We start from the raw sequence: 19,671 nt of genomic DNA, 5'->3' as shown, positions 1-19,671 counted from the left end.
GCTCAGGGCTGGGTGACGGCGACAAAAACATGCGCGGCAACCTCGGGCGGCAGCTCCAGTGCCCCTTCGATTCCGGACACCCGCACGGAGATGTAATCTCCCACGCGTTCCAGCGCAACGGCGGCGCCGGGCCGGATCCCGCCTTCGTCCAGCTGCGCCAGCAGTTCGGGCTCCACCTGGATGGGTTCGGCCAGCCGGCTGATGGTCACGGCAGAGGCGGGGCCGTAGCCCTTCATGGCCTCCACCAGGCTGATGACCGCGTCGGCGAAGCCGGTGGCCGGCTGTCCGCCCAGGGCGGCGAGGCCGGGGATCGGGTTGCCGTAGGGCGATTCGGTGGGGTGGTCCAGCATCTCGTAGATGCGCCGCTCAACGCGCTCGCTCATGACGTGTTCCCAGCGGCAGGCTTCGTCGTGCACGTAGGCCCAGTCCAAACCGATGACGTCAGCCAGCAGGCGTTCGGCCAGCCGGTGCTTGCGCATGACCTCGGTGGCCCGCTTGCGGCCCGTGTCCGTAAGTTCCAGGTGCCTGTCGCCGGAGACGACGACGAGTCCGTCGCGTTCCATCCTGCCGATGGTCTGGGACACCGTGGGGCCGGAGTGGCGCAGACGCTCGGCGATACGGGCCCGAAGGGCAACGATGTTTTCTTCCTCAAGCTCCAGGATGGTCCTGAGGTACATCTCCGTAGTGTCGATCAGATCCGTCATCCAGCTCAGCTCCTCGAGCGCAGTACCTTGCGTTGTCCCACCGTACCGCTCTGTTCCCGCGAGGTAGTCCGGGGGCTAGCTTAGCCTATTTTGACTTTGTCCGAATAGCTGCCCCCTGCGCAGCCACCCTGGACGGGACCGTCTCATTGTCTGGACTTTGCCCCCTCCGGCTCCCGCACCCACTGCCCTTCAGGCAGAATGGAACAGGCCTGCCGCGCAGCCACCGCGCACTGCCGGCCACCCCTTACCCGCCCGTCCGGACCAAAGTTTTCGTCCCCGCCGAATTGGAGCACCTGTGAGCGACACCAGCATCACGATCCCCGCCGACCTCCTGCCCAAGGACGGGCGGTTCGGCGCCGGCCCGTCAAAGGTCCGCCAGGAACAGATTGATGCCCTGGCAGCAGCGTCCAAGACCATCCTCGGCACCTCGCACCGGCAGGCGCCGGTCAAGAACCTGGTCGGATCCGTCCGCGACGGCCTGAGCCAGTTCTTCCGTGCCCCGGAGGGGTATGAGGTGGTCCTCGGCGTTGGCGGCTCCACGGCGTTCTGGGACATCGCAAGCTTTGGCCTGGTGGAGAAGAAGGCCCAGCACCTCTCCTTCGGTGAATTCGGGTCAAAGTTCGCCGCAGCCACCAACAAGGCGCCCTTCCTGGAGTCCTCCTCGATTATCAAGTCCGAGCCCGGCACCCGTCCGGCGGCGCAGGCCGAGGCCAGCGTGGACGTCTATGCCTGGCCGCAGAATGAGACCTCCACCGGTGTGGCGGCGCCGGTCACGCGCGTCTCCGGGGCCGACGAGGGATCGCTGGTGCTGGTGGACGCCACCTCGGCGGCCGGCGGCCTGGACGTGGACGTTGCCCAGAGCGACGTCTACTACTTCGCCCCGCAAAAGAACTTCGCCTCCGACGGCGGCCTCTGGCTTGGCCTGTTCTCCCCCGCCGCCATCGACCGTGCCGCGCGGATCAAGGCCAGCGGCCGGTGGATCCCGGATTTCCTGGACCTCCAGACCGCCATCGACAACTCCCGCCTGAACCAGACGTACAACACGCCTTCGCTGTCCACGCTGGTCACCCTGGACGCCCAGGTCCAGTGGCTGAACTCCAACGGCGGCCTGGACTTTGCCGCCGCGCGCACGGCTGACTCCGCAGGGCGCATCTACAGCTGGGCCGAGGCCTCCGACTTCGCCACCCCGTTCGTGGCCAACCCGGAGGAACGCTCCAACGTCATCGCCACCATCGACTTCGACGAATCGGTTGATGCGGCAGCTGTTGCCAAGGTCCTGCGCGCCAACGGCATCGTGGACACGGAGCCCTACCGGAAGCTGGGCCGCAACCAGCTGCGCATCGCCACCTTCGTGGCCATCGAGCCGGACGATGTCTCGGCCCTGCTGTCCAGCATCGACTACGTGGTGGGCGAGCTGCGGAAGTAGGCACGGCCTGCACGTACGCATAACGTACGACGGCGCCGCCCGGGTTCTTCCCGGACGGCGCCGTTTTTCGTTGTCCCCGGCCAGGGGGTGGCCGGTTTCCCGGCGGAGGTGCGGTCAGGCTCCTGCCTGGGTGCCGGCGTCGTCCGTCGAATCCCGGGCCTCTTCCGCTGATTCCTGGCCATACCCTGCAGGGGCGTCAACTTCAGGGCTGTCCGTTTCAGGGGCATTCGCTTCAGGGGCGTCTGCTTCGGACTCCTGCTGCTGGTCCTCAGGGCGGACGCGTTCGGCCCAGGGCACCCACTCGGGGGCGAGGATCGAATCCTCGGACGGCAGCAGGCCCAGCTCATTGACCGTAACCACCTTGGAGCGCGAGTTGCGGGTCAGCACCGCGTACCACTGCCACCCTGCGTAGCCGGGCAGCCTCGACTCGAACAGGTGCGTGACCAGCCGGTCGCCCTCGCTCTTGGCCGCCAGGTGCGGGCCAATGGTGGCCGCCGGCGTGATGCCCTCCAACGCGGTCCGGGCAGTGTCCACCGCCGCGGCCAGGAAGGCGTCCGGCTTGCCTGTGCGCCACACGGGCACGCCGGCCTTGCGCTTGGCCGGAGTCTTGGCGGCCTGCTCCTGCACTGGCGTGCCCAGCTGTTCAGAATCGGGAGTCATGGGCGCCTAAACGTCCAGCTCGTCGGCGACCTTGCGCAGGGCGGCAGCAATGGCCTTGCCCTTGTTGCCGTCCGGGTACTTGCCCTTGGACAGGGTCCCGGACAGGTTGTCCAGGACGGTCACCAGGTCCTGCACCAGCGGGGCGAGGTCCTTGGCGCTGGGACGCTTGGCCTTGGCAATGGATGGCGTCTTGTCCAGCACCCGCAGGCCCAGTGCCTGGGCGCCCTTGCGCCCGTCAGCTACTCCGAACTCCACCCGGGTGCCGGCCTTCAGCTCCGTGACGCCCTCGGGCAACGATGACTTGGGCAGGAAAACCTCCTGGCCGTCTTCGCCCGCTAGGAACCCAAAGCCCTTGTCCTTGTCATACCACTTGACCTTGCCGGTAGGCACGTAATCAACCTTCTTCGTTCTGCTGTCATGAGACACGGCCGGCTGCCACCGCATCCGCATTGTTGTGCGGGTTCAGGGTATGGCAAACGGAAACCGTGTTGGTCTGTATGCTTCAAGGTTATCCTGCCGCATGGCCTATTGATGCTTTGGGCAGCACTGTTCCGCCGCAGGCGCAAGGCCCCGGCTTTTACCCGCACCGCTGCGGGCGCGGTAGCGTTGCGTCCATGACTCCCTCGCGTTACCGGCGGCCGTTGATGGTCCTCGCTGCAGTTGTTGCCGTGCTGTCCCTGATAGCCGTGGCAGCTGTCATGGCGCTTGCCTTCGCCGGCTCGGTAGCTCCTGCCTGGATCACCTACACCGCGCTTTACGGCCTGCCGGTGGCCTTCATCCTGATGCTCCTGCTGGTCCTGGACGGTGTTGCCGCCCGGCGGCGGGCGGGAAGGGCGCAGCAGCGGTAACGTTGGACTGATGTCCCTCATTCGCGCGCTTGGCAAGGACCTGGAGGCACGCAGCGACGATTCGTTGCGGGCCCTGTTCGCCGCGCGGCCGGACCTCATATCCCCATCCGTGCCGGACTTTGCCGCACTGGCGGCACGCGCCAGTTCCCGCGTCAGCGTCCAGCGCGCCCTGGAGCGGCTCGACCGGCCGCACATGCAGGTCCTGGAAACCCTCCATCTGTGCACCAACACCGACACCGGACACAGCGCCTCCGCTGAAGGAGTGCACAAACTGATCCACGGCTCCGCCCTGGCTACCGTCACCCAAATCCTGGGCACCCTGCAGGAGCTGGCCCTGGTGCACCCTGCCCCTCCCCCGCACGGCACCCCTTCCCCGGCCGCCGACCGGCCGTTCTACCTCCCGGTGGGCTCCCTCAAGGACGTGGTGGGGATCTATCCGGCCGGCCTGGGCCGCAGCTATACCGAGCTGGTCCGCCTGCAGCCGGCCTTCGCCCAGCGCGCCGTGCAGCTGGTCTCCGAGCTGCACCACAGCGGGTTCGCAATCCACGAAGCCACCACGCCCATGGAGGCGGCCCTGGCCCTTCAGCACTGGACCTCCTCCCCGGAGGCGCTGAGGGACATCCTCGCCGGCGCCCCGGAACGGACGACGGCGCTGCTCGCCAGGTTCCGGAACTGGGCCATGGGTGCCGTCCCCCAGGCGCAGCGGAAAGCGTCGGTCACCACGGAGGGCGCCGACGTCGGGCCCGTTGACTGGCTCCTTGCCCGCGGGCTGCTGGTTCCGCTGGACGCCGCCCACGTGGAGCTGCCCCACAGCGTGGGGCTGGCCCTGCGCGGTGGCGCGATCATCAACGATTTCACCCTGGCGCCACCGGTCCCCGAGCTGGGCCGGACCACGGCGGCGCTGCGCAGGAATGCGGCCCTGAGCTCCATCTCGGAAACCCTGCGGCTGGTCTCGGAACTGCTGTATGCCGTCAGGGAACACCCGCTGGCCACGCTGCGCAGTGGAGGTGTGGGCGTCCGCGAGATACGCCGCCTGGCCGAGCACCTGCGGATTGACCAGGGTGCGGTAGGCCTGCTGCTGGAACTGTGCGGCCTGGCCGGGCTGATCCGGCTCGACGTCGACTCCTCATCGTGGGTGCAGCCGCCGCAGCTGGAGTGGCTGGTCCTTCCCCGGCAGGAACAATGGCTGTGGCTGGTGAACGCGTGGCTGGCCAGCGAGCGCGTGCCGTCCATGGTGGGCCAGCCGGTGAATTCGGCGCCGGGCGCGGCGGCCGGCCGGTCGGCGTCGGGAACAACCATCGCCGCACTGTCCGCCGGGGCGCAGCGGCCCGACGCCCCAGTGGTCCGCAAACGGATCCTGGAGATCCTGCACGAGCTCACCCAGCAGGCGGCCGCGTCCGACGGCGCCGCTCCCGTCCTTGACGCCGCCGCTGTCCTGCAGCGTGCGGAGTGGTCGCAGCCTCGGATGGCCCGGCGGTTCAGCTCACTGATCCGCGGGGTCCTGGCCGAAGCGGAGATGCTGGGCCTGGTGGGTTCGGGTGCCCTGAGCCAACTGGGCAGCGCCGTCGCCGAGGACGAGCCTGATGCCGCCCTTGCCATCCTGGGCGAGCACCTGCCTGCGGCCCTGAACCATGTGCTGCTGCAGGCGGACCTGACCGCTGTGGCCCCCGGCTACCTGGCACCGTCGCTGACCGAAAAGCTCCTGGTCATGGCCGACGCCGAGGGGCAGGGTCCGGCCACCATCTACCGCTTCTCCGCGGAGTCCATCAAACGGGCACTCGACCACGGCTACGACGCCGCGGCCCTGCTGGCGTTTCTTCGCGAACACTCAGCCACCGCCGTGCCGCAGCCGCTGGAGTACCTGGTGGAAGACACAGCGTCCCGGCACGGCCGGCTCCGCGTGGGCCAGGCCGCCAGCTTCATCCAAAGCGACGACGAAGCAGCCCTGCGTGAGCTGCTGGCAGGTCCGAAAGCCGCCCAGCTGGGCCTGGCCGGCCTGTCACCCACGGTTGTGACCTCATCGGCGCCGCCGCGCGAACTGGCCGCCGCACTCCGGAGCCTGGGACTGTCCCCGTCCGTGGACGGGGCCGAACCCGCGGCCCACCTGCGCCGGCCTTCCACGCCGCAGGAAAGCTCCCGCCCCGTCTACACCGCCCCGCGGATGGCGCCCCCGGCGGAGGAGGTTGAAGCCCAGCTGGGCGTCCTGCGGCAGGCGGGCGCCGGCGTCGGACACCACCCCGGCGCCGTTGCCGGCAGCGAGGCTGCCACCCAGCTGGGGCTTGAGGCCCTGCAAAGGGCCATCCGGCTGAAGCAGCGGATCCATATGAACGTGGTGGACAGCCTGGGGAATGCCAGCCTGGAGGTCGTTGTTCCGCTATCTGTGAGCGGGGGCAGGGTCCGTGTCTTCGATCCCGCCAAGGACACAGAACGGGTCCTGTCCGTGCACCGCATCATCGATATCGAGGCCGCAGAGGAACTGCGCCAGTGAAGGATCTCCCCGCGTGACCGACGGACCCCTGATCGTCCAAAGCGACAAAACCATCCTCCTTGAGGTGGACCACGAGCTGGCCACCGAAGCGCGGCACGCCATCGCGCCTTTCGCCGAGCTGGAGCGGGCACCCGAGCATATGCACAGCTACCGGCTGACCCCGCTGGGCCTGTGGAACGCACGGGCCGCCGGGCTGGACGCCGAAAAGGTGCTGGACGCCCTGCTGAAGTACTCCCGCTTCCCCGTGCCGCACGCCCTGTTGATTGACGTCGCGGAAACCATGTCCCGGTACGGCAGGCTGCGGCTGGAAAAAGACCCCCGCCACGGGCTGGTCATGCGGACGGACGACTACCCCGTCCTGGAGGAAGTGATCCGGGCCAAGAAGATCGCGCCGCTGCTGGGGCCCAGGATCGACGGCGAGACGGTGGTGGTGCACGCCTCCCAGCGCGGCCAGCTCAAGCAGCTGCTGCTGAAGATCGGCTGGCCGGCGGAGGACCTGGCAGGCTACGTGGACGGCACCCCGCACCTTATCTCCCTCAACGAGGACGGCTGGGAACTGCGGCCATACCAGCGCCTGGCCAGTGAAAACTTCTGGGCGGGCGGCAGCGGCGTGGTGGTCCTGCCCTGCGGTGCCGGCAAGACCCTGGTGGGAGCGGCGGCCATGGCCACTGGGTCCACCACCACGCTGATCCTGGTCACCAACACGGTGGCTGCCCGGCAGTGGAAGGACGAACTGATCAGGCGCACCTCCCTCACGGAGGATGAGGTGGGTGAATACTCCGGCGCCCTCAAGGAGGTCAGGCCGGTGACCATCGCCACCTACCAGGTGCTCACCACCAGGCGCGGCGGCATCTACCCCCATCTGGAACTGGTGGACGGCCACGACTGGGGCCTGATCATTTATGACGAAGTCCACCTCCTCCCGGCACCGATCTTCCGGATGACCGCCGACCTGCAGGCCCGCCGCCGGCTTGGGCTCACCGCCACCCTGGTCCGGGAGGACGGGCGCGAGGGCGAGGTCTTCAGCCTGATCGGGCCCAAGCGCTATGACGCCCCGTGGAAGGACATCGAGTCCCAGGGCTATATCGCGCCCGCGGACTGCGTGGAGGTCCGCGTGGACCTGCCAGGTGATGAACGCGTTGCCTATGCCATGGCCGATGATGCGGACAAGTACCGGCTCTGCGCTACCTCGGAGTCCAAGACCCAGGTAGTGGAGCAGCTGGTGGCACGGCACGCCGGGGAGCAGCTGCTGGTGATCGGCCAGTACATCGACCAGCTGGATGACCTTGGCGCACGCCTGAAGGCACCCGTGATCAAGGGCGATACCCCGGTCAAGGTACGGCAGAAGCTTTTTGACGCATTCCGTTCCGGGGAACTGCAGACCCTGGTGGTTTCCAAGGTGGCCAACTTCTCGATCGACCTGCCCGAAGCCTCGGTGGCCATCCAGGTGTCCGGCTCCTTCGGGTCACGGCAGGAGGAAGCGCAACGGCTGGGCCGGCTGCTGCGGCCCAAGAAGGACGGCCGCGCCGCCCGCTTCTACTCCCTGGTGGCACGGGACACCCTGGACCAGGATTTCGCCGCCAAGCGCCAACGGTTCCTTGCCGAGCAGGGCTATGCCTACCGGATCATGGACGCCAAGGACGTGCAGGCCGCGGAATAGCCCGCGGCCTGCACGTCCTCAGCTGATGCCCTCGGAGCTGTCACGCTCCATGGTTCCCGTCCGTGGGTCCAGCTGGGGGCGTTCGTAGGCCAGTTCGCCGCCGCTCCGGCCGCCATAGGGGCGGCCGTGGTCGGCGAATTCCTCCCGGAAGAAGGCAAGGCACCACTGCCCCATTTGGATCCTTGCCCCGGTCCGCAGTACGGAAGGCCCTGTCCTGGAAACACTTCCGCTGACCGGCCCGAATGGCACCAGGACGTACTCATCCTGCTCGTCGTGCCTGATTTCGGCGTGGAGTGCCTCCAGGCCCTCCAGCTGGACATCCGACCCGGGGCTGCCGCCTATGGTCGTGACCTCCCCGGAGAGGGCCACCTCCCGCGGAATCTGGCCGGTCCAGGTGGCGGCATCCTGGACAAAGATCAGCCGCGGCCGGCCGCCACCCCTGGCGTAGTGGGTGGTGGTGATGCGCCGGATGATGTTCCGCTGGACTGTGGGGACCAACGGCAAGGGCGTGGCTGGGGGCAGCAGTGGCATGCCCCTGGGCCTCCGCCTGCCCTGCCTGACCAGCGGCAGCAGGGAGCCGAGCTTGCCCAGTTTGATATGGGGCGAGCGCGTCACCAGCCGCTGTGACGCCGGGCTGTCCACGTTGCCCAGGCTGAGGATGGTTCCGTCAGGTCCGGCAACGGTGACGCTGATCCCTTTGCGGGCCAGCAGCTCCGCCAGCGGTTTAATCTCTTCAAGCGATGGCAGGCCGCCGCCGGTCAGCGGGGCGAGGCCTTCCAGTGACACGGTCACCTCCGTACCGGCGGCCTTGGCACGGCCGTTGGTGACAGCACCCGACCCGTCCGTGTACGAAAAGTCCAGATCGATGTCCAGACGGTTCTCCGCCATGTCCGTCAACCGCGGTTCGAGTCCGCTCCGGCGGCGTCCCGGTCACTGGTGGTGACGCGCAGGCTTCCGTTGAGCTTCCAGGTGGCACGCGGCGCGTCGGGGCCGATGTCACGCGGAACCTCAACGGTCATGTCGATGAACTGGTAGTTGATCGCGGCACCTTTGCCGGTGAGATAGGACCACATCTCCTCGGCAAGGTCCGCCCAGTCCCGGATGCTGCGTTCATTGGCAGCTGGTTTGTCAGTCGCACTCAGGTCAGTCATGATGGTCAATCCCCTTCGATGGGCCAGGAGCTATCGGAAAACTACCGGTGGTGGGGTGGAGCCACGGGTGTGCGGAAAAACGGCTGCCGGTGCTCCGTTGGAACGCTGGTGCCGGGCTTGCCCGCCCGGCAAGCATCACTGTATTCCCGCAGCAGGGGCGGGGGAAGACGTGGGACGCGGAACGTTCTTGCCGCGATTTGGGTTCCCGGGTGCGGAACGCCGCGTCCGGACGCACACTGGAAGCATGACTACAAGAATTGTCCCTGCCACGCCCGGACCCGGGCAGGAGTCGGCCTGGGACTATCCCCGGCCGCCGCGGATCGAGCCCAGCACTGAACGGATCCGCATCGTCCTGGGCGGTGAACTGATCCTCGATACCACCGATTCGCTGCGCGTCCTCGAAACCAGCCACCCACCGGTGTACTACATCCTCAAGTCAGCTTTCGCCGCCGGTTCCCTGGAGCCCGCCTCGGGCAGCAGCTTCTGCGAGTTCAAGGGTTCCGCGAAGTACCTGACCGTGCGTGGCGGCGGCAAGGAAGCGGACAGCGCCGCCTGGTCCTATCCCGAGCCGGCCTCCGGCTTCGAGGCACTCGCTGACCGGGTGGCGGTCTATCCCGGCCGGATGGATTACTGCGAAGTGGATGGCGAACGGGTGACGGCCCAGCCCGGCCGCTTCTACGGTGGCTGGATCACCAGCCGGGTGGTGGGCCCGTTCAAAGGCGAGCCGGGGACCATGGACTGGTGACGGCAAGCCCACCATCACCATGCTCACAACGAATATCCAGACAACTCCCAGAGACTGGGAGCATGATGGGAGCATGAACAAGAACGGTCCAGAAGCCCGGCTGCTCGTCGTTGATGATGAACCCAACATCCGCGAGCTCCTCTCCACGTCGCTCCGGTTCGCCGGCTTTGAAGTGGTTTCGGCCGCGAACGGCCGCGACGCCCTCGCCGCGGCCGATACCCACGCCCCCGACCTGGCCGTGCTGGACGTCATGCTCCCTGACATGGACGGCTTCACCGTGACCCGGCGGCTTCGTGCCTCCGGCAAGCACTTCCCCGTTCTCTTCCTGACCGCCAAGGACGACACGGAGGACAAGGTAACGGGCCTGACCGTGGGCGGCGACGACTACGTCACCAAACCCTTCAGCCTCGACGAAGTGGTGGCCAGGATCCGTGCCGTGCTCCGCCGCACGCAGCCCCTGCTCGACGACGACGCGGTCATCCGCGTGGACGACCTCGAACTCGACGACGACGCCCATGAGGTGCGCCGTGGCGGCACCGTCATTGAGCTCTCCCCCACCGAGTTCAAGCTCCTGCGCTACCTCATGCTCAACCCCAACCGGGTCCTGTCCAAGTCGCAGATCCTTGACCACGTCTGGGAATACAACTTCAACGGGGATGCGTCCATCGTGGAGTCCTACATCTCCTACCTGCGGCGGAAGGTGGACATCGACCCCGAGGCGCCGGCCCTGATCCAGACCAAGCGCGGCGTGGGCTACGTCCTGCGGACGGCCGAAAAGCGCTGACCTTGCTGAAGCGGTGGAAGTCGGCCTCACTCAGGTCGCAGCTGGTGGCCATGATCATGGCCCTGCTGATTGTGGCCCTGACAGTGACCGGTGCGGTGACCCTGACACTGCTGCACAGCTACCTTCAGGGCCAGGTGGATGACAAACTGAACGCCGCCGTCGACTCCGCCCGGAAACAACGCTCCTTCACCCAGCTGCAGGCTCCCAGCTCCATACCCACCGACTACTCGCTGATGCTCTTCGCGCCGGGCGAGCAGCCGTACACGTTCGGCGGTGATCCCGACGACCACCCGGACATCAGCTCCATGACGGTGGAACAGGCGCAGGCCCGCGACCTGGCCCCCTTCCAGGTCCGCGGGACGGATGGGGAGAACTGGCGCGTGGTGGCGGTGACGGTCCAGAACGGCCAAACCACTGCCGTGGTGGTGATTGGGCTGCCGCTGGAGAGCGTGGACGACGTCCTCAAGCATGCCACCCTGGTTGTCACCGGGGTGGGCCTGCTGACGCTGCTGCTGGCCTCGCTCATTGCGAGCTGGACCGTGTCGCGTTCCTTCCGGCCTCTTGCCAGGGTGGAGAAAACGGCCGCCGCCATTGCCGCCGGCGACCTCTCCCGCCGCGTGGAAGTGGAGAACCCCACTACCGAGCTGGGCCGGCTCAGCAGTTCGCTGAATGCCATGCTGGCGCATATTGAAACCGCCTTTGCAGCGCGGACCGCCTCCGAAGCCAGGATGCGCCGCTTTGCCGCCGACGCCTCCCACGAGCTGCGTACCCCGCTGGTGACCATCCGCGGGTTCTCCGAGCTGTACCGCCACGGCGCCCTGGCCACGGACGAGGACGTGGCCACAGCCATGGGCCGGATCGAAAGCGAAGCCAAGCGCATGGGGTCGATGGTTGAGGACCTGCTCCTGCTGGCCCGCCTCGATGAGCAGCGGCCCCTGCAGCAGAAGCCGGTGGACCTGCAGCTGATCGCCCACGATGCCGTGGTGGACACGCAGGCGAGCGACCGTTCCAGGGTGATTTCACTGACCGGGCTCGACGGCGGACCGGCGGCACCTGCCCCGGTGCTCGGGGATGAGGCCAAGCTGCGCCAGGTGGTGGGAAACCTTGTGGGCAACGCCTTGCGCTACACCCCGGAGGGCAGTCCTGTCGAACTCGCCGTTGGGGTGCGCAGTGCCGACGGCGGGGAGCGCTCCGTCATCGAAGTGCGGGACCACGGACCGGGCATTTCCGAAGAGGAGGCGGCCAAGGTCTTCGAACGCTTCTACCGTGCGGACACCTCCCGCACCAGGGAGACGGGTGGCAGCGGCCTGGGGCTCGCCATCGTGGCGGCAATCGTGGGATCCCACGGCGGCTCGGTGCGGGTTGAGAAGACCGACGGCGGCGGCGCCACCCTGGTGGTCAGCCTGCCGCGGCGTGAAGACCCACCCCGGGATGGCGGCGCAGACGGCCAGGAACCAGCCGGAAGCACCGCCGGCGCCAGGGGGAGCGACGGATCGGTTATCCACATATAGCCGGCCGGCAATAGCTCCGGCCCGCCGCCGCTCCATAGGCTCGTCCCAGCAGCCCGGAACCGCCGGGCGCGGGGGCCACTCCCCCGCCCTATCTGAGAGGCACAGCCATGAGCATCATTTCCGTCGACACAGAATTACTTCAGCTGAAGTCCGCCAACGTGCAGGCCACGGTGGACCGGATCAGCGCCGACGTGCAAACCATGAAACGCGGACTGGATGAACTCCAGGGTTCATGGCGGGGCTCCGCCGCCACCAACTTCCAGGCACTCGTCACCGAATGGACCATCACCCAGGGCCGGGTGGAGGCTTCACTGGCATCCATCAACACCGCCTTGGCCTCTGCCGCCGCCACCTATGCCCAGGCGGAGCAGGGGAACGCGCAGCGGTTCAGCTGACACCTGGGCTCAGGCCTCCGGAGTCCCCTGGTGGAACCGCAACCGCCAGCGGTCCCCATCGAGGACCCACAGCGAACTGCGGAGCGTAGTGCCGGATCGCGCAAAGCTTCGGTACGTCAGCAGGACCGCACTGGTGCCGATGCGCTCCGCACCCAGGATTTCAATGTCGGTCCGTTCCCCCGGGTCCTCTTCCAGGGCCATCATCATGGCGTCCCGGGTCCAGACCCTTCCGGAACTCCCGATTTCCATGAAGTCCGGGTGAAGGAGGACGGCGGTCCGCCCGATATCCCCCCGCACCAAGGGACCCAGCAGCTCACGTTCGAGCTCTTCCACCAGCGCCTCGGGCGGGACTGAGCCGGCCTGCTGGGTTGCCTCGGCCACTTCGAGGGCTTCGTTGTCCAGTTCGCTGAACAGGTCAAGTTCCTCGAAGGCCGGGACGGGCGCCGGAGTGGCCCGCGGCCTCCCCGAAGCATCAGCGCCACGGACTGCCTGAACGTCGCCAGGCGCCGCTGCAGGACGGGCCGGTGCGGCGGGCGGGATGTCCAGCGTGGCGGGCGGAAGGCCCGCGCCGGAGGCAGGCTGCGGGGCCGCGGCGCGCCCGGAGGTGCCCGGGTGCTGGCCGCCGGGGAAGCCTGGACCCGACCTTGCTGCCACTCCCTGCTGGTAGGCGGTTGCCGCAGCCCTGGCGCGCTCGTCGGCTGCCTCATTGAGGTCGTGGCCGGCGTGCCCCTTGACCCATTCGAAGGTGTAGGTCCTGCCGGCCAGTTCGCGGTCAAGTTCCTTCAGCAGTTCCACGTTCAGGACAGGCTTTCCATCGGCCTTGCGCCAGCCTTTGCGCTTCCATCCCGGCATCCATTTGGTAATGGAGTTGATCACGTACTGGCTGTCGCAAAGGATGCGCAGGTCTTCCCCGGGCAGGTGCGCTGTAGCGCGCAGGAGGTCAAGGACAGCCATCAGCTCCCCCTGGTTGTTGGTCCCGTGGGGCCATCCGCCGGCGCGCCAGCAATCGTCATTCACATACCAGGCCCATCCGGCCGGGCCGGGGTTTCCCAAGGCCGAACCATCAGCCGCTGCAGTAATCGTCACCGGTCCATCCTGCCAGAAGCGGCCGACAGCGGCCCGGTGAAGATGTGGGAAAACGTTTACCGAAAATTCTTGACGGGGGTGCCGGATGCGCGAAACAATCACAGCATCACATGAGAAAGCGGTTTCTCTCATCCTTGGACTACGCCGGGCGACCGTGCTGGGCCGCGCCGGAGAAGCCAACCCGGAAGGAACATCAATGACGATTCCAGTCGTAAGCCGCCGCAGTTTCCAGCTTGGCGCTGCCGCCCTTGCCCTGTCCATCCTGGCCACAGGCTGCGGAGCCCCGGGCGGATCGGGCGACAACGGCCAGGTAACCCTGCGGTTCGCATGGTGGGGCAACGAGTACCTCAACGGACAGACAGACAAGGTCATCGCCGCGTTTGAGGCGTCCCATCCAAACATCAAGGTCAAGGCCGAGCCCGGCGAATGGTCCAGCTACTGGGACAAGCTGGCCACAAAGACCGCCGCCAACGATGCGCCCGACGTCATTCAGATGGACCAGAAGTACATCGCCGAATACGGCGGCCGCGGCGCCCTCATGGACTTGTCCAAGCAGGACGGCATCGACACGTCGAAACTGGACAAGGAAGCCCTCGCGTCCGGCCAGTACAGCGGCGCACAGTATGGCCTGAGCACAGGCCAGAATGCCTACGTCATCATGGCCAACACCAAGGTATTTGAAGCGGCCGGCATACCCGTCCCGGATGACAAGACGTGGACGTGGAAAGAATTCATGGACACCGCCGCGGAGCTCAGCGCCGCGAGTGACGGGAAGACCTATGGTGCCGCCTACGGCAGCAACGAGGCCGACCTGATCATCTGGCTGCGCCAGCACGGGGAAAACCTCTACTCCGCTGACGGCAAGCTCGGCTTTGAGGCCGGCACGGCCGCCTCCTTCTGGGAACGGCTCAAGGAACAACGCGATTCCAGGGCCAGCCCGCCGGCGAACGTGGCGACGGAAGACGGCGGGGCCAGCCTTGAGCAAAGCCTCTTCGGCACCAACCGGGTGGGTATGGCCTGGTGGTGGACCAACCAACTTGGATCGCTTGAGGCCACCACCGGCAGCAACATCAAAATGCTGCGCGCTCCGAGCGTCGACGGCGCGGCGGCCAGTAACGGCATGTACTACAAGCCGACGATGTTCTGGTCCGCCTCATCCCGTTCAAAGCATCCCAAGGAAGCCGCGGAGTTTATCAACTACCTCACCAACCGCCCGGAGGCCGGGGCCATCCTGATGACGGACAGGGGGGTACCCACCAACAGCGACATCGTTTCCGGCATCACGTCCTCGCTCAAGCCGGCAGACACCACCGTGGTGGGGTTCCTGAAGGACATTGCGCCGGATATCAAGGACGCGCCCCCGGTTCCTCCTGTGGGTGCGGGAAGCGTCCAGAATGTCATCAAGCGCTACACGGATGAAGTGCTGTATGACCGGCAGACCCCCCAGGCTGCCGCCGAAGCCTTCAAGAAGGAAGTCCAGGGGATGCTGGATTCGGCCAGGAAGTAGAGCCCGGCAGCGGGACAAAAAAGTGCGGCCCCCTCGGAAGAGGGGGCCGCACTTTCGTAATTGGCGGGGCAGGTCCCGGCCGGGAGGCTTAGAAGCCGCCCATGCCGCCCATGCCGCCCATGTCGTCGCCACCGGCGGGGGCAGAAACCTTCTCCGGCTTGTCAGCCACCACTGCTTCGGTGGTGAGGAACAGGCCGGCGATCGAGGCAGCGTTCTGCAGGGCAGAGCGGGTCACCTTTACGGGGTCGTTGACGCCGGCAGCCAGCAGGTCGACGTACTCGCCGGTTGCTGCGTTCAGGCCGTGGCCTGCGGGCAGGCCGCGGACCTTGTCGACAACTACGCCAGGCTCCATGCCGGCGTTGAAGGCGATCTGCTTCAGCGGAGCGTCGATGGCAACGCGGACGATGTTGGCGCCCGTTGCTTCGTCGCCGGAGAGCTGAAGGTTGGCAAATGCCTTGGCACCGGCCTGGATCAGGGCCACGCCGCCACCGGCGACGATGCCTTCTTCAACTGCAGCCTTGGCGTTGCGCACGGCGTCTTCAATGCGGTGCTTGCGCTCCTTGAGCTCAACCTCGGTTGCAGCTCCGGCCTTGATAACTGCAACGCCGCCGGCCAGCTTGGCCAGGCGCTCCTGCAGCTTCTCGCGGTCGTAGTCGGAGTCGGAGTTCTCGATCTCGGCGCGGATCTGGGACACGCGGCCGGCGATCTGGTCGGCGTCGCCGGCACCTTCGACGATGGTGGTCTCGTCCTTGGTGACAACAACCTTGCGGGCCTGGCCCAGGAGCTCCAGGCCGGCAGTCTCCAGCTTGAGGCCAACTTCCTCGGAGATGACCTGGCCGCCGGTGAGGACGGCGATGTCGGCGAGCTGGGCCTTGCGGCGGTCACCGAAGCCGGGAGCCTTGACGGCGACGGACTTGAAGGTGCCGCGGATCTTGTTCACGATCAGGGTGGCCAGGGCCTCGCCCTCGATGTCCTCGGCAATGATCAGCAGCGGCTTGTTGGACTGCATGACCTTTTCCAGGACAGCAACCAGTTCCTTGACGTTGGAGATCTTGGAGTTGACGATCAGGATGTACGGATCCTCGAGGACCGTTTCCTGGCGCTCAGCGTCGGTGACGAAGTAGGCGGAGATGTAACCCTTGTCGAAGCGCATGCCTTCGGTGAGTTCCAGCTCCAGGCCGAAGGTGTTGGACTCCTCGACCGTGATGACGCCTTCCTTGCCAACCTTGTCCAGGGCTTCGGCGATAAGGGCACCAATCTCGTCGTCACCGGCGGAGATGGAGGCGGTAGCCGCGATCTCTTCCTTGGTTTCGATTTCCTTGGCGGAGTTCAGCAGCTCGGCGGTGACGGCCTCAACAGCCTTTTCGATACCGCGCTTGAGGGACAGCGGGTCGGCGCCGGCGGCAACGTTGCGCAGGCCTTCCTTGACCAGGGCCTGGGCCAGGACGGTTGCCGTGGTGGTGCCGTCACCGGCAACGTCGTCGGTCTTCTTGGCAACTTCCTTGACCAGCTCTGCGCCGATCTTCTCGTAGGGATCGTCCAGCTCGATCTCCTTGGCGATGGAAACACCATCGTTGGTGATCGTGGGGGCGCCCCACTTCTTTTCGAGGACGACGTTGCGTCCACGCGGGCCGAGGGTGACCTTAACGGCGTCGGCGAGGGTGTTCAGGCCACGCTCAAGGCCGCGGCGTGCCTCTTCATCAAATGCAATGATCTTGGCCATAACGGCAGTAGTCCTTTCGGGACAGTCGTTAAGAATGAACCTTCGCTGCAGTGCCCGCGACGGACGATCCTTTGCCGGCGGCCTCTGTATGCCTCCGGGCGGGGATCTCACTGAAGTGAGGTGTTTCTTTCGCTCCTCGACCGGTGCCGTGCGCCGCCGGCCGGAACCAGGCATTGCTTTAGCAGTCGGTGCGTCAGAGTGCTAAGTCAATAATTAGCACTCCCCAGGTGAGAGTGCAAGCGAAAAGACGCGTGACACCCCGCAGGACGGGGCCGCTTCGCCCAGGGCGATCAGCCGGAGTGGCCCGCTGTCTCCCGGCCGGACAGCGAGGGGTTGTTGTCGGGTCCGAAGGTGTACACGGAGAAGAGGGCCGTGGTGATATCGCCCTTGGCATCGAAGGCCACCGGGCCCGATTCGCCGTCGTAGTTGATGTCCGGGCCGGCAGCAAGGCCGCCCAGGCACTCCTTGTAGCTCAGGCATGGGGCGGCTGGCACTCCGGCGCCGGGGCCGGCTGCCCCTCCGGAGACGGCAATCAGGTTGCCGGCAATGGAGCGTCCGGCGTCATCCTGGGCACGTGCTGCGGCGAGGGCCGCCAGCGTGACGGCGTCGTAGGTTTCGGCAGCGTAGGAGACGTCCTTGAGGGCAGGGTCCACCGCCAGCAGTTTTGCCTGGAAGGCAGCGGTGGGCAACTGTCCGGGGACGACGGCGCGTGTGCCCTCGAGGGTCCCGGAGCCGAGCCTGGAGCCGTACCGGGCAAACGCGCCGTCGCTGAGGATGATCCGTGAACCGGTGAGGCCGGCGCTGTCCAGCCCGGCCAGGGCGTCCTGCGCGCCCTCGCGGGCAATCAGGACGACGGCGTCAGGCTTGGCCTTTGCAGTGGAGCGCGCGGTTTCGGCGGCGGCACCGTCCTTGAAGCCGGCCCCGGGCAGGACCGTGAGTCCGGACTTTGTCGCAGCGTCTGTGACGGCAGCGGAGAGGTCCTTGCCGTAGGAGCCTTCCTGGTACAGCACAGTGATGGTGGCCGCCCCGGAGTCCTTGGCGAGTTTTGCCAGCACGGGGCCCTGGGCGACGTCGGCTGCGGCGGTGCGGAAATAGTAGCCTCCGCTGGCGAGCCCTGACAGGCCTGCGGCGGTGTTGGCCGGCGAGATGACCGGTATGCGCGCGTGGGACAGAACGTCCACCGCGGCGGCCGCATGGCTGGAATCGGTGGGTCCGATCACCACATCCGCTTTGGCGGCGGCGAGGTCCTTCGCCTGCTTTCCCGTGTCCTGGTCCGGGTGCACCGGGAGGAGCTCCACCGGCCGGCCTTTGTGTCCGCCGGCGGCGTTGATGTCCTGGACGGCGAGCTTGGCGGCAGCCAGCTGGGGAGCGTTAAGGAAGGCATTGTCACCGGCATTGTCCAGGATCATCCCTACCCGCAGCACGCCGTCGCCGGAGGCCTCCGCCGTTTCCACCCTGGCGTTGCCGCCGGTACCGGCGCATGCTGTCATCGAAAGAACTGCTGCCGCGGACAGGGCGAGGGCCGCCCGGACGCGGCCATCTCGCCGCAGAGCAGGCATCACTGGGCCGGCCGGACGTTTTCCGCCTGCGGACCCTTTTCACCCTCGCCCACATCGAGCTGCACCCGCTGCCCCTCGGCCAGGGCACGGTACCCCTCCCCCTGGATTGCGGACCAGTGGACAAAAATGTCATCACCGGAGCCGTCAACGGTGATGAAGCCGTAGCCCTTTTCAGCGTTGAACCATTTCACGGTTCCCAGTGCCATGATGAACAACTCTTTCCGTTTGGGGGCCAGGTGGAGACCGGACCGGCGTTACTGGACGGCGTGCGGCTACCGGTAACCCGGGCCCAGGACCACAACGAGCGGCGACTGGAATTCGGTACTGTCCACCACGGTGGGGATGTTCAGCAGACCGGCAAGCGCCTGGGCGCTGGCCAGGTGCTGGGGACCTGCGTAGAAAATCACGGAGGACTTTTGCGGGGCTCCGGACCAGTTACCAACCTGGCCGAGCCGCCAACCGTCACCCTGGACGGTTGCGCCTACCCGGCTGGCCAGCCCCGCCGTGCCGGCGGCGTTGTAGACGGCAACGGCCTGGGTCCTGTCGACGACGGCCTGCTGGCTGGCAGGGGCCGTGGACTCCGGAGCGGGGCCGGCGTCCTGGGTTGGCTCGGAAGAAGCGGAGGGCACCGTGGAAGCCACGGGCGCGGAAGCGGAAGGCGTGGCCGAAGGGGCTGTGCCGGTGCCGGCCAGCGGAGCTGACTCCACGCTGGCCGAGGCCTGGCTGGCGGTGGTGTTGAAGCCAAGTTTGGGAAGGATAAGGAAGGACACCAACCCTATGGCCAGGGCCGCCACTCCCATCGCCAGGATGGGCCACAGCCGCACGCGGGACGGGGCCGAGGCCGTCCGGTGGACACCTTGTCGCGACGCAGCCTCCGGGACTTTGTCGAATTCATCGCGGGCGTATCTGGTCATGGTGGAAGGACATCCTTGTTGATTGCGGCTGTTGTCCCGGCCTGGGGCGTCTTAAGCGTCGGATCCCAGGCGCCGGGCAGTACGTGCACGGTGGCGCGACGTACGTAGTCTACGCAATCTCTTGACCAGCATGGGATCGTGGGCCAGCGCATCCTCGCGGTCGATCAATGCGTTCAGGAGCTGGTAGTAATGGGTGGCGGAGAGGTCAAACAGGTCACGGATGGCCTGCTCCTTGGCTCCCGCGTACTTCCACCACTGCCGTTCCAGCGCCAGCATCTGTTGTTCACGCTCGGACAGGGAGGACTCACGAAGGGTGAAATCCGCCAGGAGGGAGTTCCCTGGATCCTGCTCCGGCAGGTGTTCCCGGGCCGGTTCCGCCACGGCGCACTCCTTCGCTGGTAAGGGTCAATGTCTTACCCCTATGCTAGCCGCCGAATAACAAGGGTGTCATTTACGCCCGCCCGGCTGGATGTTCCCGGCCGGCCCTGCTCCGTCCCTGCAACAATGGAA

Annotated in this window: 20 protein-coding genes; 9 read left to right on the top strand and 11 right to left on the bottom strand. The window is 66.8% G+C overall.

Annotated features, from left to right (window positions below):
- Positions 1 to 2: 2 nt before the first annotated feature.
- Positions 3 to 704, bottom strand: a complete 702-nt coding sequence (locus tag LDO22_RS18050; protein WP_224025061.1) for a metal-dependent transcriptional regulator — start codon at positions 702 to 704, stop codon at positions 3 to 5.
- A gap of 295 nt (positions 705 to 999) precedes the next feature.
- Between LDO22_RS18050 and serC the strand changes: the two genes are divergently transcribed.
- Positions 1,000 to 2,130: a phosphoserine transaminase gene (gene serC / locus LDO22_RS18045; RefSeq protein ID WP_224025060.1), complete on the top strand. Its 1,131-nt coding sequence runs from the start codon at positions 1,000 to 1,002 to the stop codon at positions 2,128 to 2,130.
- 114 nt (positions 2,131 to 2,244) lie between these two features.
- Here serC and LDO22_RS18040 read toward each other — a convergent pair whose 3' ends face one another.
- Together LDO22_RS18040 and LDO22_RS18035 are read right to left on the bottom strand one after the other, a co-directional pair.
- A complete protein-coding gene (locus LDO22_RS18040; protein WP_224025058.1) occupies positions 2,245 to 2,790 on the bottom strand; it encodes a DUF3027 domain-containing protein in 546 nt (181 codons plus the stop codon).
- A gap of 6 nt (positions 2,791 to 2,796) precedes the next feature.
- Entirely contained in the window at positions 2,797 to 3,180 is a 384-nt protein-coding gene (locus tag LDO22_RS18035) for a cold shock domain-containing protein (protein ID WP_018762148.1), read from the bottom strand.
- Between the two features lie 224 nt (positions 3,181 to 3,404).
- Between LDO22_RS18035 and LDO22_RS18030 the strand changes: the two genes are divergently transcribed.
- The 3 genes from LDO22_RS18030 to LDO22_RS18020 are packed head-to-tail and all read left to right on the top strand — an operon-like array spanning position 3,405 to position 7,786.
- The gene (locus tag LDO22_RS18030; RefSeq protein ID WP_159632854.1) at positions 3,405 to 3,638 is read left to right on the top strand and encodes a hypothetical protein; all 234 of its coding nucleotides are present in this window, start codon (positions 3,405 to 3,407) and stop codon (positions 3,636 to 3,638) included.
- A gap of 10 nt (positions 3,639 to 3,648) precedes the next feature.
- Complete coding sequence (locus LDO22_RS18025) at positions 3,649 to 6,126, top strand: helicase-associated domain-containing protein (protein WP_224025056.1); 2,478 nt, start codon at positions 3,649 to 3,651, stop codon at positions 6,124 to 6,126.
- Between the two features lie 13 nt (positions 6,127 to 6,139).
- Positions 6,140 to 7,786 carry a DNA repair helicase XPB gene (locus LDO22_RS18020; RefSeq protein WP_224025055.1) on the top strand — a complete coding sequence of 549 codons (1,647 nt, stop codon included), beginning with the start codon at positions 6,140 to 6,142 and terminating at the stop codon, positions 7,784 to 7,786.
- Between the two features lie 18 nt (positions 7,787 to 7,804).
- Here LDO22_RS18020 and LDO22_RS18015 read toward each other — a convergent pair whose 3' ends face one another.
- Positions 7,805 to 8,674, bottom strand: coding sequence for an FHA domain-containing protein (locus LDO22_RS18015; RefSeq protein WP_224025053.1), 870 nt, complete (start codon positions 8,672 to 8,674; stop codon positions 7,805 to 7,807).
- A 5-nt stretch (positions 8,675 to 8,679) separates the two neighbouring features.
- On the bottom strand, positions 8,680 to 8,937 hold the full coding sequence (locus LDO22_RS18010; RefSeq protein ID WP_159632858.1) for a hypothetical protein: 258 nt from the start codon (positions 8,935 to 8,937) through the stop codon (positions 8,680 to 8,682).
- A gap of 244 nt (positions 8,938 to 9,181) precedes the next feature.
- On the opposite strand from LDO22_RS18010, the gene LDO22_RS18005 reads away from it, so the two are divergent.
- The 4 genes from LDO22_RS18005 to LDO22_RS17990 all read left to right on the top strand — a co-directional run bounded on the left by LDO22_RS18005 (position 9,182) and on the right by LDO22_RS17990 (position 12,372).
- A complete protein-coding gene (locus tag LDO22_RS18005) occupies positions 9,182 to 9,682 on the top strand; it encodes a DUF427 domain-containing protein (RefSeq protein ID WP_224025051.1) in 501 nt (166 codons plus the stop codon).
- 73 nt (positions 9,683 to 9,755) lie between these two features.
- Positions 9,756 to 10,466, top strand: coding sequence for a response regulator transcription factor (locus LDO22_RS18000; RefSeq protein WP_056331118.1), 711 nt, complete (start codon positions 9,756 to 9,758; stop codon positions 10,464 to 10,466).
- A gap of 2 nt (positions 10,467 to 10,468) precedes the next feature.
- The gene (locus LDO22_RS17995; protein WP_224025049.1) at positions 10,469 to 11,977 is read left to right on the top strand and encodes a HAMP domain-containing sensor histidine kinase; all 1,509 of its coding nucleotides are present in this window, start codon (positions 10,469 to 10,471) and stop codon (positions 11,975 to 11,977) included.
- A gap of 107 nt (positions 11,978 to 12,084) precedes the next feature.
- Positions 12,085 to 12,372, top strand: coding sequence for a WXG100 family type VII secretion target (locus LDO22_RS17990; protein ID WP_159632861.1), 288 nt, complete (start codon positions 12,085 to 12,087; stop codon positions 12,370 to 12,372).
- 9 nt (positions 12,373 to 12,381) lie between these two features.
- Here LDO22_RS17990 and LDO22_RS17985 read toward each other — a convergent pair whose 3' ends face one another.
- A complete protein-coding gene (locus LDO22_RS17985; RefSeq protein ID WP_224025044.1) occupies positions 12,382 to 13,458 on the bottom strand; it encodes a ribonuclease HI family protein in 1,077 nt (358 codons plus the stop codon).
- A 196-nt stretch (positions 13,459 to 13,654) separates the two neighbouring features.
- Between LDO22_RS17985 and LDO22_RS17980 the strand changes: the two genes are divergently transcribed.
- Positions 13,655 to 14,965, top strand: coding sequence for an extracellular solute-binding protein (locus LDO22_RS17980; protein ID WP_224025041.1), 1,311 nt, complete (start codon positions 13,655 to 13,657; stop codon positions 14,963 to 14,965).
- Between the two features lie 88 nt (positions 14,966 to 15,053).
- Here LDO22_RS17980 and groL read toward each other — a convergent pair whose 3' ends face one another.
- From groL to LDO22_RS17955, 5 genes are all read right to left on the bottom strand, one after another.
- Positions 15,054 to 16,688 carry a chaperonin GroEL gene (gene groL, locus LDO22_RS17975; protein WP_159632864.1) on the bottom strand — a complete coding sequence of 545 codons (1,635 nt, stop codon included), beginning with the start codon at positions 16,686 to 16,688 and terminating at the stop codon, positions 15,054 to 15,056.
- Between the two features lie 290 nt (positions 16,689 to 16,978).
- On the bottom strand, positions 16,979 to 18,178 hold the full coding sequence (locus tag LDO22_RS17970; RefSeq protein ID WP_224025039.1) for an ABC transporter substrate-binding protein: 1,200 nt from the start codon (positions 18,176 to 18,178) through the stop codon (positions 16,979 to 16,981).
- Positions 18,179 to 18,246: 68 nt separating this feature from the next.
- Positions 18,247 to 18,453, bottom strand: coding sequence for a cold-shock protein (locus tag LDO22_RS17965; protein ID WP_141180812.1), 207 nt, complete (start codon positions 18,451 to 18,453; stop codon positions 18,247 to 18,249).
- A gap of 66 nt (positions 18,454 to 18,519) precedes the next feature.
- Positions 18,520 to 19,161, bottom strand: coding sequence for a LytR C-terminal domain-containing protein (locus tag LDO22_RS17960; RefSeq protein ID WP_224025037.1), 642 nt, complete (start codon positions 19,159 to 19,161; stop codon positions 18,520 to 18,522).
- 51 nt (positions 19,162 to 19,212) lie between these two features.
- The gene (locus LDO22_RS17955; protein WP_159632867.1) at positions 19,213 to 19,542 is read right to left on the bottom strand and encodes a DUF3263 domain-containing protein; all 330 of its coding nucleotides are present in this window, start codon (positions 19,540 to 19,542) and stop codon (positions 19,213 to 19,215) included.
- Between the last annotated feature and the right edge of the window lie 129 nt (positions 19,543 to 19,671).

This window comes from Arthrobacter sp. NicSoilC5, assembly GCF_019977395.1.
Taxonomy (GTDB): Bacteria; Actinomycetota; Actinomycetes; order Actinomycetales; family Micrococcaceae; genus Arthrobacter.
Note: the sequence above shows the minus strand (reverse complement) of the source record. Positions and strands in the feature narration are given on the sequence as shown.